Annotated in this window: 11 protein-coding genes and 1 pseudogene; 2 read left to right on the forward strand and 10 right to left on the reverse strand. The window is 41.9% G+C overall.

Annotation, left to right across the window (positions count from 1 at the left end):
- Window positions 1-43: 43 nt before the first annotated feature.
- On the reverse strand, window positions 44-1393 hold the full coding sequence (locus C3007_RS00985) for an ABC transporter substrate-binding protein (protein ID WP_103852660.1): 1350 nt from the start codon (window positions 1391-1393) through the stop codon (window positions 44-46).
- Window positions 1394-1418: 25 nt separating this feature from the next.
- Complete coding sequence (locus C3007_RS00990) at window positions 1419-2519, reverse strand: ABC transporter ATP-binding protein (RefSeq protein WP_103852661.1); 1101 nt, start codon at window positions 2517-2519, stop codon at window positions 1419-1421.
- Window positions 2520-2675: 156 nt separating this feature from the next.
- On the opposite strand from C3007_RS00990, the gene C3007_RS00995 reads away from it, so the two are divergent.
- Together C3007_RS00995 and C3007_RS01000 are read left to right on the forward strand one after the other, a co-directional pair.
- Window positions 2676-3392 (forward strand): FadR/GntR family transcriptional regulator, encoded by a 717-nt coding sequence (locus C3007_RS00995; RefSeq protein WP_103852662.1) that lies wholly within the window; start codon window positions 2676-2678, stop codon window positions 3390-3392.
- Window positions 3379-4446 (forward strand): Gfo/Idh/MocA family protein, encoded by a 1068-nt coding sequence (locus C3007_RS01000; RefSeq protein ID WP_103852663.1) that lies wholly within the window; start codon window positions 3379-3381, stop codon window positions 4444-4446. Before C3007_RS00995 ends, C3007_RS01000 begins: the two co-directional genes overlap by 14 nt.
- A 64-nt stretch (window positions 4447-4510) precedes the next feature.
- Here C3007_RS01000 and C3007_RS01005 read toward each other — a convergent pair whose 3' ends face one another.
- From C3007_RS01005 to mscK, 8 genes and pseudogenes are all read right to left on the reverse strand, one after another.
- Entirely contained in the window at window positions 4511-5998 is a 1488-nt protein-coding gene (locus C3007_RS01005; RefSeq protein ID WP_103852664.1) for a carbon starvation CstA family protein, read from the reverse strand.
- A gap of 272 nt (window positions 5999-6270) precedes the next feature.
- A pseudogene (gene dnaX / locus C3007_RS11815) lies at window positions 6271-8422 on the reverse strand (DNA polymerase III subunit gamma/tau).
- A gap of 21 nt (window positions 8423-8443) precedes the next feature.
- The gene (apt, locus tag C3007_RS01020; RefSeq protein ID WP_103852691.1) at window positions 8444-8986 is read right to left on the reverse strand and encodes an adenine phosphoribosyltransferase; all 543 of its coding nucleotides are present in this window, start codon (window positions 8984-8986) and stop codon (window positions 8444-8446) included.
- 81 nt (window positions 8987-9067) lie between these two features.
- On the reverse strand, window positions 9068-10024 hold the full coding sequence (gene lpxM, locus C3007_RS01025; RefSeq protein WP_103852667.1) for a lauroyl-Kdo(2)-lipid IV(A) myristoyltransferase: 957 nt from the start codon (window positions 10022-10024) through the stop codon (window positions 9068-9070).
- 10 nt (window positions 10025-10034) lie between these two features.
- On the reverse strand, window positions 10035-10799 hold the full coding sequence (locus C3007_RS01030) for a TSUP family transporter (protein ID WP_103852668.1): 765 nt from the start codon (window positions 10797-10799) through the stop codon (window positions 10035-10037).
- Between the two features lie 15 nt (window positions 10800-10814).
- On the reverse strand, window positions 10815-11672 hold the full coding sequence (gene mepA / locus C3007_RS01035) for a penicillin-insensitive murein endopeptidase (RefSeq protein WP_103852669.1): 858 nt from the start codon (window positions 11670-11672) through the stop codon (window positions 10815-10817).
- The gene (gene aroC, locus C3007_RS01040; protein ID WP_103852670.1) at window positions 11669-12751 is read right to left on the reverse strand and encodes a chorismate synthase; all 1083 of its coding nucleotides are present in this window, start codon (window positions 12749-12751) and stop codon (window positions 11669-11671) included. Before aroC ends, mepA begins: the two co-directional genes overlap by 4 nt.
- Window positions 12752-12772: 21 nt before the next feature.
- Window positions 12773-16084: a mechanosensitive channel MscK gene (mscK, locus tag C3007_RS01045; RefSeq protein WP_103852671.1), complete on the reverse strand. Its 3312-nt coding sequence runs from the start codon at window positions 16082-16084 to the stop codon at window positions 12773-12775.

Raw genomic sequence — 16084 nt, forward strand, 5'->3', positions numbered from 1 at the left:
CATCTACCTTGAAGATAATGGGCGGCGGCGACCGCCCTATAATTTATTGAGCAACTGTTTCAAATAAAGTATTTAGCTGATCTTCGGCTTTTTTAGCGGCAACCATCGGATCTGTACCGTTCACCACAATATCTTGGAACATTGCTTCGATAATATGCTGATTGGTTAATAACCCGCCTTGTACAGTTGGCCCATATTCATACCCTATAGCAGTGCCGGTTTGTACCACATCGGAAATAACTTTTTCTGCGTGGGCAAATTTCTTCACAATTGGGTTATCTCTATAAGCCGGCTCATTTGCAATATCTTTAAGCGCCGGTAACATTCCTACTGGCACTGAAGCAAGGAATTTAATATAACGATCTTTATCATAAAGTGTTTTAATAAAGGCTTTACTAATTTCAGGATGTTTGGAATGTTTCCAAACCACTAAAGGAATATTCGCTGTTTCCAAGCCATAATCAGGATCACTCAGCTTCATTTTTGGTACTGGGTAAGCATCAACAAAATCTAATAATTGTGGCGTATTCGCTTGAACACCACCAATCTGGAAACCAGAATTAAAGTCAAACGCAGTTTTTCCTTGGTAATATAGGGTGGCTTGTTGTAACACATTGTAATTAATCGCATCTTTCGGCGAAGTATCTTTATACATTTTCACCCAGTATTTAATACCCTCTTGCGGAATTTCACTGGTAAGATCCACTTTTAGATCTTTGGTAAGCAAACTGCTGCCACGGCTTTTTACATATAAATTCAAAAAACGCGTTGCGATAAAATCATTTGTACCCATTGGTACAGATAAACCATATACCCCCTCTTTTGTTAATGCCTTAGCTGCCTGATACAATTCATCCCACGTTTTTGGCACAGACAATCCGTTTTTCTCTAATAAATCTTTCCTAATCCACATCACTTGTGCGTGAGAATACAAAGGAAGCGAGTAATTATTTTCTCCAACCGTTCCTTCATTAATCGCTGCAGTTGAAAATCGCGCTCTGCCCAACTCATCAATCAAATCGTTAATTGGGGCTAATGCCTCGACATTGATCATCTCAACCACTTGATTCGGTAATGCGGTGCTCAAATCTGGCACATTGCCTGAAGCCAATCCAGTTGTCCACTTGGTATAAAAGTCGTTCCAAGAAAAGGTTTCAATTTTGATCCGCACTTTAGGATTTTTTTGCATAAAGTCATTCGCGGCCGCTTGAATTACTTCTAATCTTGGCCCTTGAGTAAAGGAATGCCACATCGTAATATTTCCCGACAATTCCGAAGACGCAGAGTCCTCCTTCATAGTCGCTGCTTGGGATTTTTCATCTTTACAGCCATTCAACACCAATGCCCCCAACACCACAGATGCCGCAATGGTTAATAATTGTTTCAGTTTCATAACTCACCTCATATTGTTTGAGCAGTTAAAACAACGCTTGCTCGCTGATTGGATCAAAAAAATGTGCCCGTTTCATATCAAAGGCTAAAGTAATTTGTTGTTCCATTTCAATTTTTTGTCGTGAATGAACAATCGCTTTAATGGGTTGCTCACCTAGTCTGGTATGCACGATATATTCCGCACCAAGCAATTCCGCCACATAAACGGGAGCAGTTACCCTTGCATTTTGATAAGAGCCAAGCAACAGCGGTTCGTTAGTAATATTTTCAGGGCGAATGCCTAAAATAACCTCTTGATGTTCCTTACCCAATGCCACTAAGTGCTGCCAAATCTCGTCAGGAATGGCTAATTGCTGCTGATCTGCGGTCAAAAACGCCCGATTTTCCAACCGCCCTTTTAAAAAATTCATCGTTGGTGCCCCAATAAAGCCTGCCACAAACAAATTGGCTGGACGATCATAAATTGCTTTTGGCGATCCGATTTGTTGCACTACGCCCGCATTCATCACCACAATGCGATCCGCCATTGTCATCGCTTCCGTTTGATCGTGCGTGACATAAATGGTGGTGGCATTGAGTTTTTTATGAATGCGAATGATCTCCGCCCGCATATTACTGCGTAGCTTGGCATCAAGATTGGACAAAGGCTCGTCCATCAAAAATACTTTTGGTGAACGAACAATGGTGCGTCCTAATGCCACTCGCTGCCGTTGCCCACCTGATAAGGCTTTCGGTTTACGATCTAGTAAACCATCTAGCCCAAGTATGGCTGCCGCTTCACGCACTTTGCGATCGATTTCCGCTTTGGCAACATTGCGTAACTTCAAGGCAAATGCCATATTTTCATAAACCGTCATATGTGGATAAAGGGCATAAGACTGAAACACCATCGCAATATCCCGATCCTTTGGCTCAACCTCATTGACACGGCGATCGTCAATATAAAAATCCCCTTCTGAAATGGCTTCCAGCCCTGCGATCATTCGCAATGTGGTTGATTTTCCACAACCCGAAGGTCCAACTAACGCGATAAATTCTTTATCTGCCACCTCAAGATTAAAATCTTTCACCGCCTCAAAACCATTGCGATAGCGTTTATAGATATGTGTTAGAGAAAGTGTTGCCATAATCTCTCCTTTTGGTTTAATTGTTCAATTATTCACTGACAATGCCATTAAAATAAGTTACTATTTAATCAATTAAGAGATAAGACATCAGATGTCTTAAATTTAGATATATGATGTCTTATTCTGTACAATATTTCTGCGATAGAGATCACAAAAATGACAAAATCTGAAAAAAAAGTGAAAAATCTCGCTTTACAAGAAGAAATTAAGCAACTGATTTTAGATCGTGGCTTAAAAGAAGGGGATTTAATGCCTACGGAAAATGAGCTAATGGAAACCTTAGCTGTTAGCCGTTCTAGCTTGCGTGAAGCGATTAAATCATTGGAAGCCTTGCATATTTTAGATATTCGACACGGTGTCGGCACATTCATTAGCCCCTCTTCGCTCACCCCGATGATCCACAGCCTCGCCTTTCATACTCAGCTACATTTGCAGAATAATATGAAATATCTGCTAGATATTTTAGATGTACGGGAAATTTTACAATACGGTTTTGCTCCCCTTGCCATTGCCCATATCAATGAACGCCACATTGAGGAATTGCAGTCAATGAACCTTGAGTTACAACGGCTTGCACGCAAAGAGCAATTTTCACTGGAACTGGAATATCAAATTCATCTGCAAACTTATCAAGCCATTAAAAACCCCTTATTGTTGCAATATTTAGATGCCTTTTGGCAAATCTTTCAACAGCAAGAAGCCAATTTACCGCCACCACAACTTTCACCAACGGACGTTGCTTTGCAATATCGAGAATGGGTTGATGCGGTTGAAGCCCGAGAAGTCGATCGCTTTCAGCACGCCCTGTTACGCTATTTCCGAGCCTTACGCCAACGCTTACAACAAAAGGAGAAAGAAAATGGATCAAATTAATGTTGCTTTAGTCGGCTGTGGCTTTTTCGGACAACAGCTCGCCGCAATTTTTAACCAATCCCCAGCCAAACTCGTGGGCGTAACCGATTTGCAAATTGACCTTGCACAAAACTTAGCAGAAAAGCACCGCACTTTTGCTTACGCCGATTTAGCCAGTTTATTGGCTCAACAAAAAGTCGATTTGGTCTTGATTGCCACCTATAATCAAAGCCATCGGCAGCTTGCCGAAATCGCCATTCAACAAGGCTGTGCGGTTTTTATTGAAACGCCTTTTACCATCAACGCACAAGACGCAACGGATTTACTCCAACAAGCCAAAGCCAAAAATGTCCCATTGTTTGTCGGGCATTGCTTACGAGTATTGCCCGGTTTACAACAAGCCAAACAATTTTTAACTCAGCAACGATTAGGTAAAATTACTGTTGTACGAGCCAATCGCCAACGTTGGATCAACCCAATTTATCAAAAAGATTGGTGGAAAAATGATATTCAACTCACTGGTGGTAAACTCTTTCACGAAATTCATGAACTGGATTTATTAGCGTGGCTGATTGGTGAGGTGGACGCTGTTTTTGCTCAATCCACCAATCGCGCCCACCTTGAAACACCCGATCATCACGACATTATTCAATTATTACTCCAATTTAAAAACGGCGTATTCGGCTCGCTGGAAATGGGTACAGCCTATCGCTTGCCTAAATGGGACATCGCTATTCACGGTGAACTAGGCTCAATGCTCATCAATTTCTTTACCTCAACCGTAACACTCACCTTTGCTAACGGCAACCGAGAGCATTTCAATATGTATAATGAATTTGAAGCCGATCTTTCATTGCGTGAAAGTAGCAAAGGCATTCAAAAATACGGGCAACCAAACGAACATTGCCCTTATTGGATGACCCGTGCGATTGAGCTGGAAGCTGAGAGCGTTCTTCAGCACTTATTAACTGATAAACCTAGCATACTGAGCGAATTGCCTGCAAACGCAGTTTATATTGCCAGTGCGGCAATGCGATCAATGCAAAATAAATCTTTGGTTTATATTGATAGATAAATTTCTCAGAAAAAAAACCGCACTTAAATAAATTAAGTGCGGTTAAATTTTTGCGTATTTTTAATTAGCTTTTAACACTTTCCGAATCAGGATCACCGTTAGCAATCGGTTTTAACAAAGTAAAGAAACAAATCACTGCTAATACTGTTAAACCTGTGCCAACCCAAACAGATACATCGTAGCTTAAGCCTAAACCGATTTTCGCGTAAGCAAGGAAAGTGGCTGATACCATTGTCATAAAGATCGCTGGAATAGTACAAATCCAGTGGAATTTATGATAGCGGTATAAATAAGCGGCAGCTGTCCATAACATTACCATTGCGGTAGTTTGGTTCGCCCAGCCGAAATAACGCCAGATCACTTGGAAATCAAGTTTAGAAATAATGAAACCTAACACGAATAATGGAATTGCGATCATTAAACGTTTTACTAAGCTACGTTGATCGATTTTGAAGAATTCAGCAATAATCAAACGTGCAGCACGGAATGACGTATCCCCAGAGGTAATTGGTAAAATCACCACACCAAGAACCGCTAAGATACCACCAAAATAGCCAAGCATATGGGTGGCAGAATCATACACCACTTTTGAAGGCGTACCAGCTGTGATCGCATCATTCATTAATGCTGGGCTATCGTAGAAAGTTAAGCCTACCATACACCAAATTAAAGCAATCACACCTTCACCAATCATCGCACCATAGAAAACAAAACGACCTTCTGTTTCATTTTCCATACAACGCGCCATTAATGGAGATTGTGTTGCGTGGAAACCTGAAACCGCACCACAGGCAATAGTCACGAAAATTAACGGCCAAATCGGTAAATCTTTTGGATGCATATTTTCAAAGAATTTCGAGAAGCTCATCTCACCAACTGTGTGGAATAAGGCTTTATCTTCAAACAATAAGGCAAATAACATTCCGAAAGACATAAATAGCAATAGCGCCCCGAACAGTGGGTAAATACGACCAATAATTTTATCCACAGGTACTAAGGTTGCAATGATGTAATAACCAAAGATGATTGCCGTCCAAACTAATAAGGTGCTTTTCATCTCTAAGTTAAACATTTCACCCACATTATCCACCGTTAGGTTGGTTAATAAGCTAGCTGGTGAAATAACGAATACGACCCCAACAAGAATTAATAATACGAGAGCGAGCGCATTCATAAAATGCTTAACAGGTGCCCCCAAATATTTTCCTGCAAGGTTAGGCACAGATTGACCGCCATTGCGAACACTCAACATTCCGCAGAAATAATCGTGTACCGCTCCAGCAAAAATGCAACCAAATACAATCCATAACATTGCAACAGGTCCGTACAACGCACCAAGGATTGGACCGAAAATCGGACCTGTTCCTGCAATATTTAATAATTGAATAAGCCAGATTTTCTTTTTAGACATCGGCACATAATCCACGCCGTCTGCCATTGTGTGAGCAGGTGTTGCACGGTTTGGATTAATCTTAAAAACGCGTTCAACTACAGAACCATACAAAAAGTAGCCCAACAAAAGTAAGGCTACGCAAGAGAGAAACCATAACATAAAGAACCTCATAAAAATTAAACATAAAATTTCGTGCGCAAGTTTAACAAGAGTAAATCTAGTGTAAATATATTGTTGCAGTTTATGTGATCTTCCGCACAGTTTTTATGCAGGGATTGAGAAAAAAGATCATCTAATTGGATCTATATACTTATTTATGAGTATTTAGGAGAGTAAATATAAAAAAATAAGGTGATGATTTATTAAACGATAAAAAATATCAGAATTTTTCACCGCACTTTATTTTTAGGCATAAAATGCGTTTCAAATGCTTAAACTGGTCGAACACTATCAAGCTCTAATACGCCACCAAATTCTTCACAAAGGCGTTGCAAACGTTCATCTGCTTGTAAATTTTCTCGCGCTTGATCGCTTAGCTCTTGGTAGATTTGTTTGCGATAATCCATTGGTGTGAGTTGCTGAAAATCGGTATTCACATCCACAGAAACAGCCATATCTTGCTGATAAAATTGGCTGAGGGCATTTTGTAATTGAATACGCAGTTTTTCATTGTTGAGGTGCAATTTATCTTGACGCAAGCCTAAGCGAATTTGCTTTTCATCTTGGCTTAAAATCACGCAATTCATTGCCATTTGCTTTGCCAAGCCTGAAATATCTAGTTGCTCAATAATTTCCGTCCATTTATCCTGTGCTTTTGCCATTGTGAGTACTTTTTCTTTTAATTCTGGTGTGGTGTTTTCCAAAATGGCTTTGCGGATTTCTGACGGGCTGGCGGTATCCTGCTCCTCCGCCATTGCAGGATTGCTCCAATTCCAGCGGTAGTTTTCTGGCAAATTGAGATCTTCTTCCTGATCAAGATCAGGCGAAAAATCTGGCGGATTTTGCACCGCACTTTCACCCACAGGCTCACTCACTAGCGAAATCATTGCCGCTGATTGAGATGGAGCTTGAGAAATAGCGGATTGAGAAACAGAAGGCTGAGAAACCTGATGAGTAGCTCGTGCCGTATTTTTTTGCTGAGTAAATTTGCGCTCTACCACAGGCAAGCTAATCTCTTGCGAATGAGAAACCGCTGGCTCTGAAACTAACTTTGCGTTATTGGCGTTAGTGTTTTTTTTCGCTCGCTGTCGGCTTAGAAAGCTGATCTAACGCATCAAGCACATCTAAAGTAGAGTTACTTACTGGCGAAGATGAATGGCTTGGTGTGGAACGAACTGCCTGTCTAGCAGAGGGCGTTGTTTGGGGCTGTGAAGGTGAATTTGCTTTGATCTGTTGTGATACAACAGGCATCTCCACTAATTTTGCCGGATTTTGCCCCGCACTTTGCGCAGAATTATTACGCTCATTCGCTTGTTCCACAGGCTGCATAGCAGGAGCTGCTTGGATTAATTTAGGGTGAAAAGCTAAGGCGCGCAATAAAATCATTTCCACACCCATTCGCTGATTTGGTGCGAAGGCAAGCTCTTTTTGTCCGTTTAAAATAATCTGATAGAAAAATTGCACATCTTCTGGTGGAAGATGTTTCGCCAAAAAGCCGATATGGCTTTCATCACTCATTTGCGCTTGTGGCAATAATTGGCACATTGCAATTTTATGCAGATTTTCAGCCACCGCTTTTAGCAGTTCATTCCAATCGCCGCCTTTTTCCGCCACCGCTTGAATAGCTTTCATTAAGGCCTCACCATTGCCCTGCTGTAAAGCGTACAAAATATCAATAGGCTGGCTGTCATCAAGCAAGCCGAGCATTGTATTTACCGCATCAAGGGTAATATTGCTGTTGCTCATTGCAATGGCTTGATCGGTTAAACTTAGGCTATCACGGATACTGCCTTGCGCCGCTTTAGCTAATTTTTCAATGGCTAGCGGTTCAAAGGGGATCTTTTCTTGCTGCAAAATAAAGGACAAATGATCGGCGATTTGTTGCTGATCGAGCGCTTTCAGATGAAATTGAATACAGCGAGATAAAATGGTAATCGGCAATTTCTGCGGATCAGTGGTTGCCAGCAGGAATTTGACATATTCAGGCGGTTCTTCAAGGGTTTTCAGCAAGGCATTGAAAGAATGACGAGAGAGCATATGCACTTCGTCAATCAAATAGACTTTATAACGCCCTTGTACAGGTTTGTATTGCACATTGTCGAGCAATTCACGGGTGTCTTCGACCTTAGTGCGTGAAGCAGCGTCAATTTCAATGAGATCGATAAAGCGCCCTTCTTCAATGGCTTTACAATGTTCGCAAACGCCACAAGGATTGGCCGTTACGCCTTCAACGCAGTTTAACCCTTTCGCAAATAAACGAGCAATGGAGGTTTTCCCCACGCCACGCGTACCAGAAAAAAGATAGGCGTGGTGCAGGCGATTTTCATTTAATCCGTTAGCAAGTGCTGTAAGAACAGGTTTCTGCCCTACCACATCGGAGAACTTTTGCGGTCGCCATTTTCTTGCTAAAACTTGATAACTCATTCCTTGCTCGCTTAGGATAAATTAGTGGCCTTCAAAATTCACTAATGAGAACGGGGTTACCCCTAAATTGCGTAAGCGTTGTTCGCCGCCAAGTTCTGGCAAATTAATCACGAACGCGGCATTTTTCACTTCACCACCAAGACGTTCAACCAACTTCACAGTGGCTTCAACTGTGCCACCTGTAGCCAATAAATCGTCAATAATCAATACGTTATCGCCTGATTGAATAGAATCTGTGTGAATTTCTAAGGTGTCTTGCCCATATTCTAGCTGATAGGATTGCGCAATGGTTTCACGCGGCAATTTCCCCGGTTTACGCACTAATACAAAAGGAATATCTAAGGCTAATGCCACTGGCGCACCAAAAATAAAGCCACGGCTTTCTGTGCCGATAACTTTGGTGATGCCTTTGTCTTTGTATTGTGCCACGATTAAATCAATGGTCGCCTTGAACGCCGCTGGGGTTTCCACAAGGCTTGTAATATCACGAAAGATAATGCCTTCTTTCGGGTAGTTTGGAATGGATTTGATCGATGATTTAATCAGTTCTAATTGTTTGTTCATTTTATTACCTAAAGTGCGGTCAAATTTTCGACCGTTTTGCATAAAAAAGAGCGGCACGCATATTACCACAGATTATTAAATTTAACGATAAATATCCGCACCATCTTTTCGGGTTTTTAATAAACGCAAAATCCACACATACTGCTCTGGCGTTGGGGTAACAAATTGCTCAATTTCTTTGTTCATCTCCCGTGCCATTTGTGCAGGCTCTTCGCTAATTGGCATTGGTGGGTGAATTTCCATTTCATATTTACCACGCTCTGCGTTATAGCGCGGAAACATTGGGATCACCACAGCTTTTGCCAATTTTGCCATTTTATTCAAGCCCGGCAAGGTGGCCTTATAAGTGGCAAAAAAATCTGCATATTCACTTAATTCTTCGCCATAATCTTCATCAGGCAAATAATACCCCATTTCGCCTTTTTTTACTGCATTAAGAAAGGGTTTTATGCCGTTTTGACGTGCGTGCATTTTGCCGCCAAAACGCTGACGTGTCATCGTCCACAGCCAATCGACCAATGGGTTACGGTGGGGATTATACATTGATGTCATTGGCATTCCATAAGTATGCAAAATGATCCCCGAGGCATCAATCGCCCAGCCGTGCGGCACCATTAAAATAATGTTATGCCCCGCGGCTTTGGCTTGCTGAATATAGTCCAAGCCGATAAATTCGCTACGTTGTTGCAGATGTTTTTTAGAACGCAATGCAATTTCACCAATGCCGAGCATCACTTGACTGACGCAAATAAACATTTCGTCAATCACCTTTTCCCGCTGAGCATCCGTCCAATCAGGGAAACAATATTGCAAATTGACCCTCGCCCGATGGCGTTGTTTTTTCGCTTTTTTGCCCACAAGCAAGCCAATTTTCGCGGCAATCTTATCCCTTAAGCGAAAAGGCACAAAGGCGAATAGCGCCAAGGCAAAAATACCAAACCAAACGCCCCAATATTTTGGCAATAAAAACGCCCATTGCCATTTGGGATCATAGCCCACGCGAGCGGTTAAGCGTACATCATCATTTTGTTGTGTCATAAAACCTCAACTAACCGAACCAGCCTTGATCATAAGCCATTTTGGCGGTCATAATAAAAGACATTATCACCACCATTGGGCGAATTAACTGCTTGCCTTTACTTAGCACCATTTTCGCCCCCAAATTCGCCCCAATCATTTGCCCGAACATCATCACTAAGCCTGCTTGCCACCAAATTTGCCCGCCGATTAAGAATAATAAAAGTGCGGCAATATTTGAGGTGAAATTTAGCACTTTGGCGTGAGCGGTGGCTTTGGCAAGATTGAAACCGAGCAAGGTAACGAATGCTAAACTTAACAGCGATCCCGTTCCGGGCCCAAAAAAGCCGTCATAAAAGCCAATTCCAAATCCTGCGCTAAAGGCAAAAGTGGCGTAAGAAATGCGTTTGTGCCGATCTTCATCGCCTAAATTTGGGGTGAATAAAAAATACAAACCAATGGCTAGCACTAAAAATGGAATGACTTTTTTAATCAACGCACTATCCACTAACTGAATAAGGATCGTGCCAAGCACTGCGCCGATAAAGGTCATTAGCACAAGCAGCCAAATTTCTTTTAAATCCACCGCTCTTTTGCGTAAAAAATAAAAGCTCGCGGAAAATGAGCCGCCACAGGCCTGCAGTTTGTTCGTGCCTAATGCCATTGCAGGGGGAACGCCTGTCATCAATAAGGCAGGAATAGTGATTAAACCGCCGCCGCCAGCAATGGCATCAATAAAGCCCGCAATAAATGCCACACAAAACAAGATAGCAATAAGGCTTAGGCTGATTTCCATTTGTCGCTCCCTTTTTTAATCCAACCATTCGCTTTGGTTCGGGGCATTAGTCACTTGCTGACATAAAAATGGCTCAGGTGGACGCGCTTTTGGTTTGTTTGTTCCTGTTGAAGGTTTAGCAGGCTTAAACCAAGAATATAGCTCATCACCACAGCCCTCGCCTGCTGGGACGGGCGCTTGATTTTCGCAGTAAGTCGTGCCTTTCGGACAAGTTAAACGCACGTGAAAATGTGAATCGTGTCCAAACCACGGGCGGATTTTTTGTAACCAGCGGCGATCACCTCGCACCGTTTGGCACAATTTCAATTTAATCGCTGGATTAACGAAAATACGCGCCACTTGCTTATCTTGCGCCGCTAAACGAATTAAATTGGCGTGATTTTCATTCCATACGGAATCATCAACACGTTGCGCTTTGCGATCCACCACTAACAAGCCCATTCCCGCTGGATTTTGTGCATCTTTATCGGATAAACGCCCTAAACGTAGCCAAATATCTGCGTCCAAGCCCATTTGGTGGCTGGCGTGTCCCGTTAAAAAGCGCCCGCCCCCCGGCATTGCAATATCGCCGATAAGCATTGTTGGAATGCCAGCGGATTTGGCTTTTTTGCCTAAGCGTTGCAAATAGGCAATCATATCTGGGTGTCCGTAATAGCGATTTTTGCTGGTACGGATCACTTGATAACCCTCGCCATTAAAAGGCAAAGGTTGCGCACCAATAATACAGCCATTGCTATAAGATCCCACTGGCGTTGGCTCGCCCGTAATAGGGCGTTTCACTTTTTGCCAATATTCAGGACTAGCCAATGCGGTAGTTGCAGAAAAAATGCCACAAAAAAGCACCGCACTTAATAATTTCATTGTTTGTTTCATTTACATTGAGCCTTAAAACGTAATAAATGATCTAACAGCACAATTGCCATCATTGCTTCCGCGATTGGCACGGCGCGAATGCCTACGCAAGGATCGTGGCGCCCTTTGGTGATCACTTCCACAGGCTCATTATTCAAATTCACTGAACGCCCTGCAATAGTAATGCTCGAAGTAGGCTTCAACGCAATGGTCGCAATAATCGGTTGGCCTGAGCTAATGCCGCCTAAAATTCCCCCTGCGTGGTTAGAACAAAAACCTTCCGGCGTCATTTCATCACGGTGCTGCGTGCCTTTTTGCTCCACCACCGCAAAGCCATCACCAATTTCCACCGCTTTCACCGCATTGATCCCCATTAAGGCGTGAGCGAGATCCGCATCAAGGCGATCGAAAACGGGTTCGCCTAACCCCACTGGCACATTTTCTGCCACCACGGTTAATTTAGCGCCGATGGAATTGCCTTCTTTTTTTAACTCGCGGATTAATTCATCAAATTTTTCCACCGCACTTGGATCGGGGCAGAAAAATGGGTTGCTGTTTACTTGTAGCCAGTCAATTTGAGCAATGTCTTCCACCGTTTTCGGATCAATTTTTACGGAGCCAATTTGTGAAAGATAGCCACGTACTTCAATGCCAAAATGTTCACGTAAATATTTTTTCGCAATTGCCCCAGCGGCCACGCGCATTGCCGTTTCGCGTGCGGAAGAACGCCCACCACCACGATAATCACGCAAGCCGTATTTTTGTTGGTAAGTATAATCGGCGTGACCAGGGCGGAAACGATCTTTGATTTCGCCATAATCTTGCGAGCGTTGATCAGCATTTTTGATAATCATTCCAATGCTTGTGCCTGTGGTTTTTCCTTCAAATACCCCTGAGAGAATTTGCACTTCGTCATCTTCCCGTCTTGGCGTGGTGTAACGTGAAGTGCCGGGTTTACGGCGATCCAAATCTGGCTGAATGTCCTGTTCTGAAAGTTCAAGCCCCGGTGGTACGCCGTCCACAATACAGCCCAAGGCAACGCCGTGGGATTCACCAAAGGTGGTTACGCGAAAAAGTTGTCCAATGCTGTTTCCTGCCATTATTTTTCCTTATTTTATTCCTTATGATTTCGCTAAATTTTCTGACACGATTTTTATTTCTTGCGATGTGGTTGGATTTTTAATGAACACATCAAGCTGATTGAAGGCAATTTCCACATTATGCGCGGCAAATAGCTCATCAATACGACGATTTACATAATCGATGGTTCGGGTGCGTTCATTTAGGTTACCTACATAAACACGTAGTTCGTGATCCAAGGTGCTTGCGCCAAAAGTTAAGAAGTATGCCACAGGCTCTGGATCTTTCAAAACATATTCACATTCATCTGCCGCTTGTAATAATAAACGTTTCACTAATTCTAAATCTGAGCCATAAGCCACGCCTACACTTAACACCACGCGCGTCATTGAATCAGTCAATGCCCAGTTGATCAAGCGTTCTGTTACGAAAGCTTTATTTGGCACGATCACTTCTTTTTTATCAAAATCGATCAGGGTGGTAGAACGAATACGAATTTTCGATACCGTGCCTGAATATTCCCCAATGGTTACCACATCGCCAATCCGCACCGGGCGTTCAAATAAGATGATAATACCTGAAATAAAGTTGGCGAAGATTTCTTGTAAACCGAAACCTAAACCTACCGAAAGTGCGGCAAATAACCATTGCAATTTTGACCACGACATTCCTAACACGGAAAACGCCGCGCCACCGCCGATAGCAATAATAAAATAGGTCAGCAAGGTGGTGATCGTATAAGGCGTGCCTTGAGAAAAACTCATTCGCGAAAACACTAAAACTTCAAGCAAGCCGCCAATATTTTTCACTAACGCATAAGTGCCGATGATAATAATCAAAGCAAATAATAAATTTAGCAAGGTGATGGATTCGCTCACCGTGCCAGTTTCTGTTACCACCTGTTGTTGCCACAAGGTTACCCCTTCTAAATAATAGGCAACGGTGATGAGATCAGACCACACCCAATAAAATAAGCCAAATAATGCCAGCCATAATAAGAGATCCACCACACTTTTCACTTGGCTTTTCACTTGCGAAATAGCTAAGCTTTCTTCTCGTGAATAATCTGAATTAAGATCATTATTATTTTCTTCTTTTTGCGCTTGTTGCGCCTGAATTTTTTCTTGTAAGCGGCGATAAGCAAGGCGTCTTGCCGATACAGTAAAGCCACGATACACCACATCGCGCGCAATCATCCAAATTACCAACACAAAATAAGAGGAGATCAAATGTTCCATCAAATTCAGTGCGGTGTAATAGTACCCCATTACGATCAACACGATTAATGCGATAGGTGCGATCACTAATACAATGCGTGAAAACTTGAATAAATAGCTCCGCTCTCCCGCTTGTTCTTGGGTTTTCTGATAAATGCTTACTGCATAGCGTAAACGTGGCCCTACGATGAAAAGAGAAATCACTAAAATTGAGATGGTTAGCACTTCACCAATAACATCATTGGTAATTCCTGCATCTAAATTCGTAAAAATAGAAGCATTCAACCATAACGCATAAATCCAAACAGAGCGTTTAGAAACAGAATAAAACAGCTGCACATTAGATTGTGGCATATTAAAGTGGCGATAGGCTAATCCATTAGGACGCAGCATTGCCAAGATAAAAGCAAAAAATAGCCAATACCCCGCCATTCTGAAAGACCACACCCAAAATGGTTCTGGCTTCTCAAAACAGATCGAGGCAATCAAAATTAAGGCTGACAAGAAAATGAAGGTGGAACGCAAGCATAAAATTAGCGTCCAAAAAATCGCTTCTGGTGTATAACGTTGTCGCTCACCTTTTAATGTATTGATCTTACTATTGATATAAGCCAAATGTTGAGTGATTTTCTCTTTTCGCCATTGAATAAGTGCGGTGAAAATCATTAACAAAATAACTAACACTGCGGTTGGCAGCAAGTTGTCTTTCCAGTTAGAAAAATTGATTAAACGCTTAATATCTTGCAACTGATATTTCACTTTTGGCAAGAAATTGGTAAACCAATCCATATCCAACGGCGGATTACTTCTCACCCAGAAACTTTGCTGTTGTAATTTTCCCTGCAAGGCATCACTAATTGCGGTAACCTGTTGCTGATTTAATTCAATATTAATGGCTAAATTTAGCTGATTATTCAAATTCGTAATAGAATCTGATAATAATTTACGCCGCTCTTGCAAAATTGTCGTAAGCTGGCTTTTTTCATCATCAGTTAAATGGGTATTCGTGCTTTTTTCTAAATTAGAAATATAGCTTTGGGTATCGTATAAATTATCCCGCAACTCTGTTAAATCAAAAATCTGTACGCGTAAATCGGTGATTTGTTTTGGCAAACCACGGATCATTTGATCCTGTGGTAACAGTTGTTTTTGCTTATTAATAATGCGCGAAAGCACCAATGTGCCTTGCAACGCACTAATTTGTTCATTAATGTTCCGTTCTGTTTGTTGCAAATTATCCAGCACGCTCTTTATTCGCAAACTATCTTGTGATAGTGCATTTAGCTGAGCGGTTTGTTTCACCAAATCTTGGCTAATTCGCACATTTTGGTTTTGCTGTTCTACAATAATGGGATTGCTATCTTGTACATTCGTTTGCGATTGCTTTAACTGTTCTGCTTGTTGGCGAGTTTCTTGCAAATTCTTTTCATTAATCACCTCTTGCAACATAGAAAGCTTAGTTTGCAACTGTTGTTGCATCAAATTTTTTTGCTCTAATTGGATTGTATAAAGCGAGGTAAGATCATTGTTGCCCTGCAACAACATTTGGTTATAGGTGTTTTGTAAACCGATCAAGACCAGTTCAGTTTCTAATTTCGTTTTTTCAACCGAATCTGCTGCTGTAATGCCAAATAGCAATTTATCAATTTCTTGTGAACGAATTAAATTTGCACTCAAGGCAGACTGCGCACGCTCTGGTGCAGCTCGCTGACTTACTAACTGCGCATTAATTGCTAGCAAATCCGTCTGGATTTGTTGCAAATTTTGTTGCGTGGCAATAGATTGCGTTTGTAAATCGGTAAGTGATAATTTCTCGAAATCTTGTAACGTAACAGGAGCGGTATTTTTTAATTTATCCACCGCAACTTGTAAATCTGCAACCTGTTTCGGGGCGTTATCCACCAATTTACTTAAAGCAGCGTTATCGGCTTTTTGCTTTTCAATATTTCCAAGCAAAGTGAGCGTTTCCTCTAGGTTTTGCACCAAGATTTTATTATTCACATCACTTTGATCTGACTCTTTCGCCGCAGCAAGCTGTGTTTGAATATCCGCTTCTTTTGGTAACGCTGCCCAACTTGCAGAAGCCCAAATCAAGGACAGAAAAAAGATCGCAAAAATACGCTCAATCAGTTTCAT

Source organism: Avibacterium gallinarum (assembly GCF_002921135.1).
GTDB classification, from domain to species: Bacteria; Pseudomonadota; Gammaproteobacteria; order Enterobacterales; family Pasteurellaceae; genus Avibacterium; species Avibacterium gallinarum.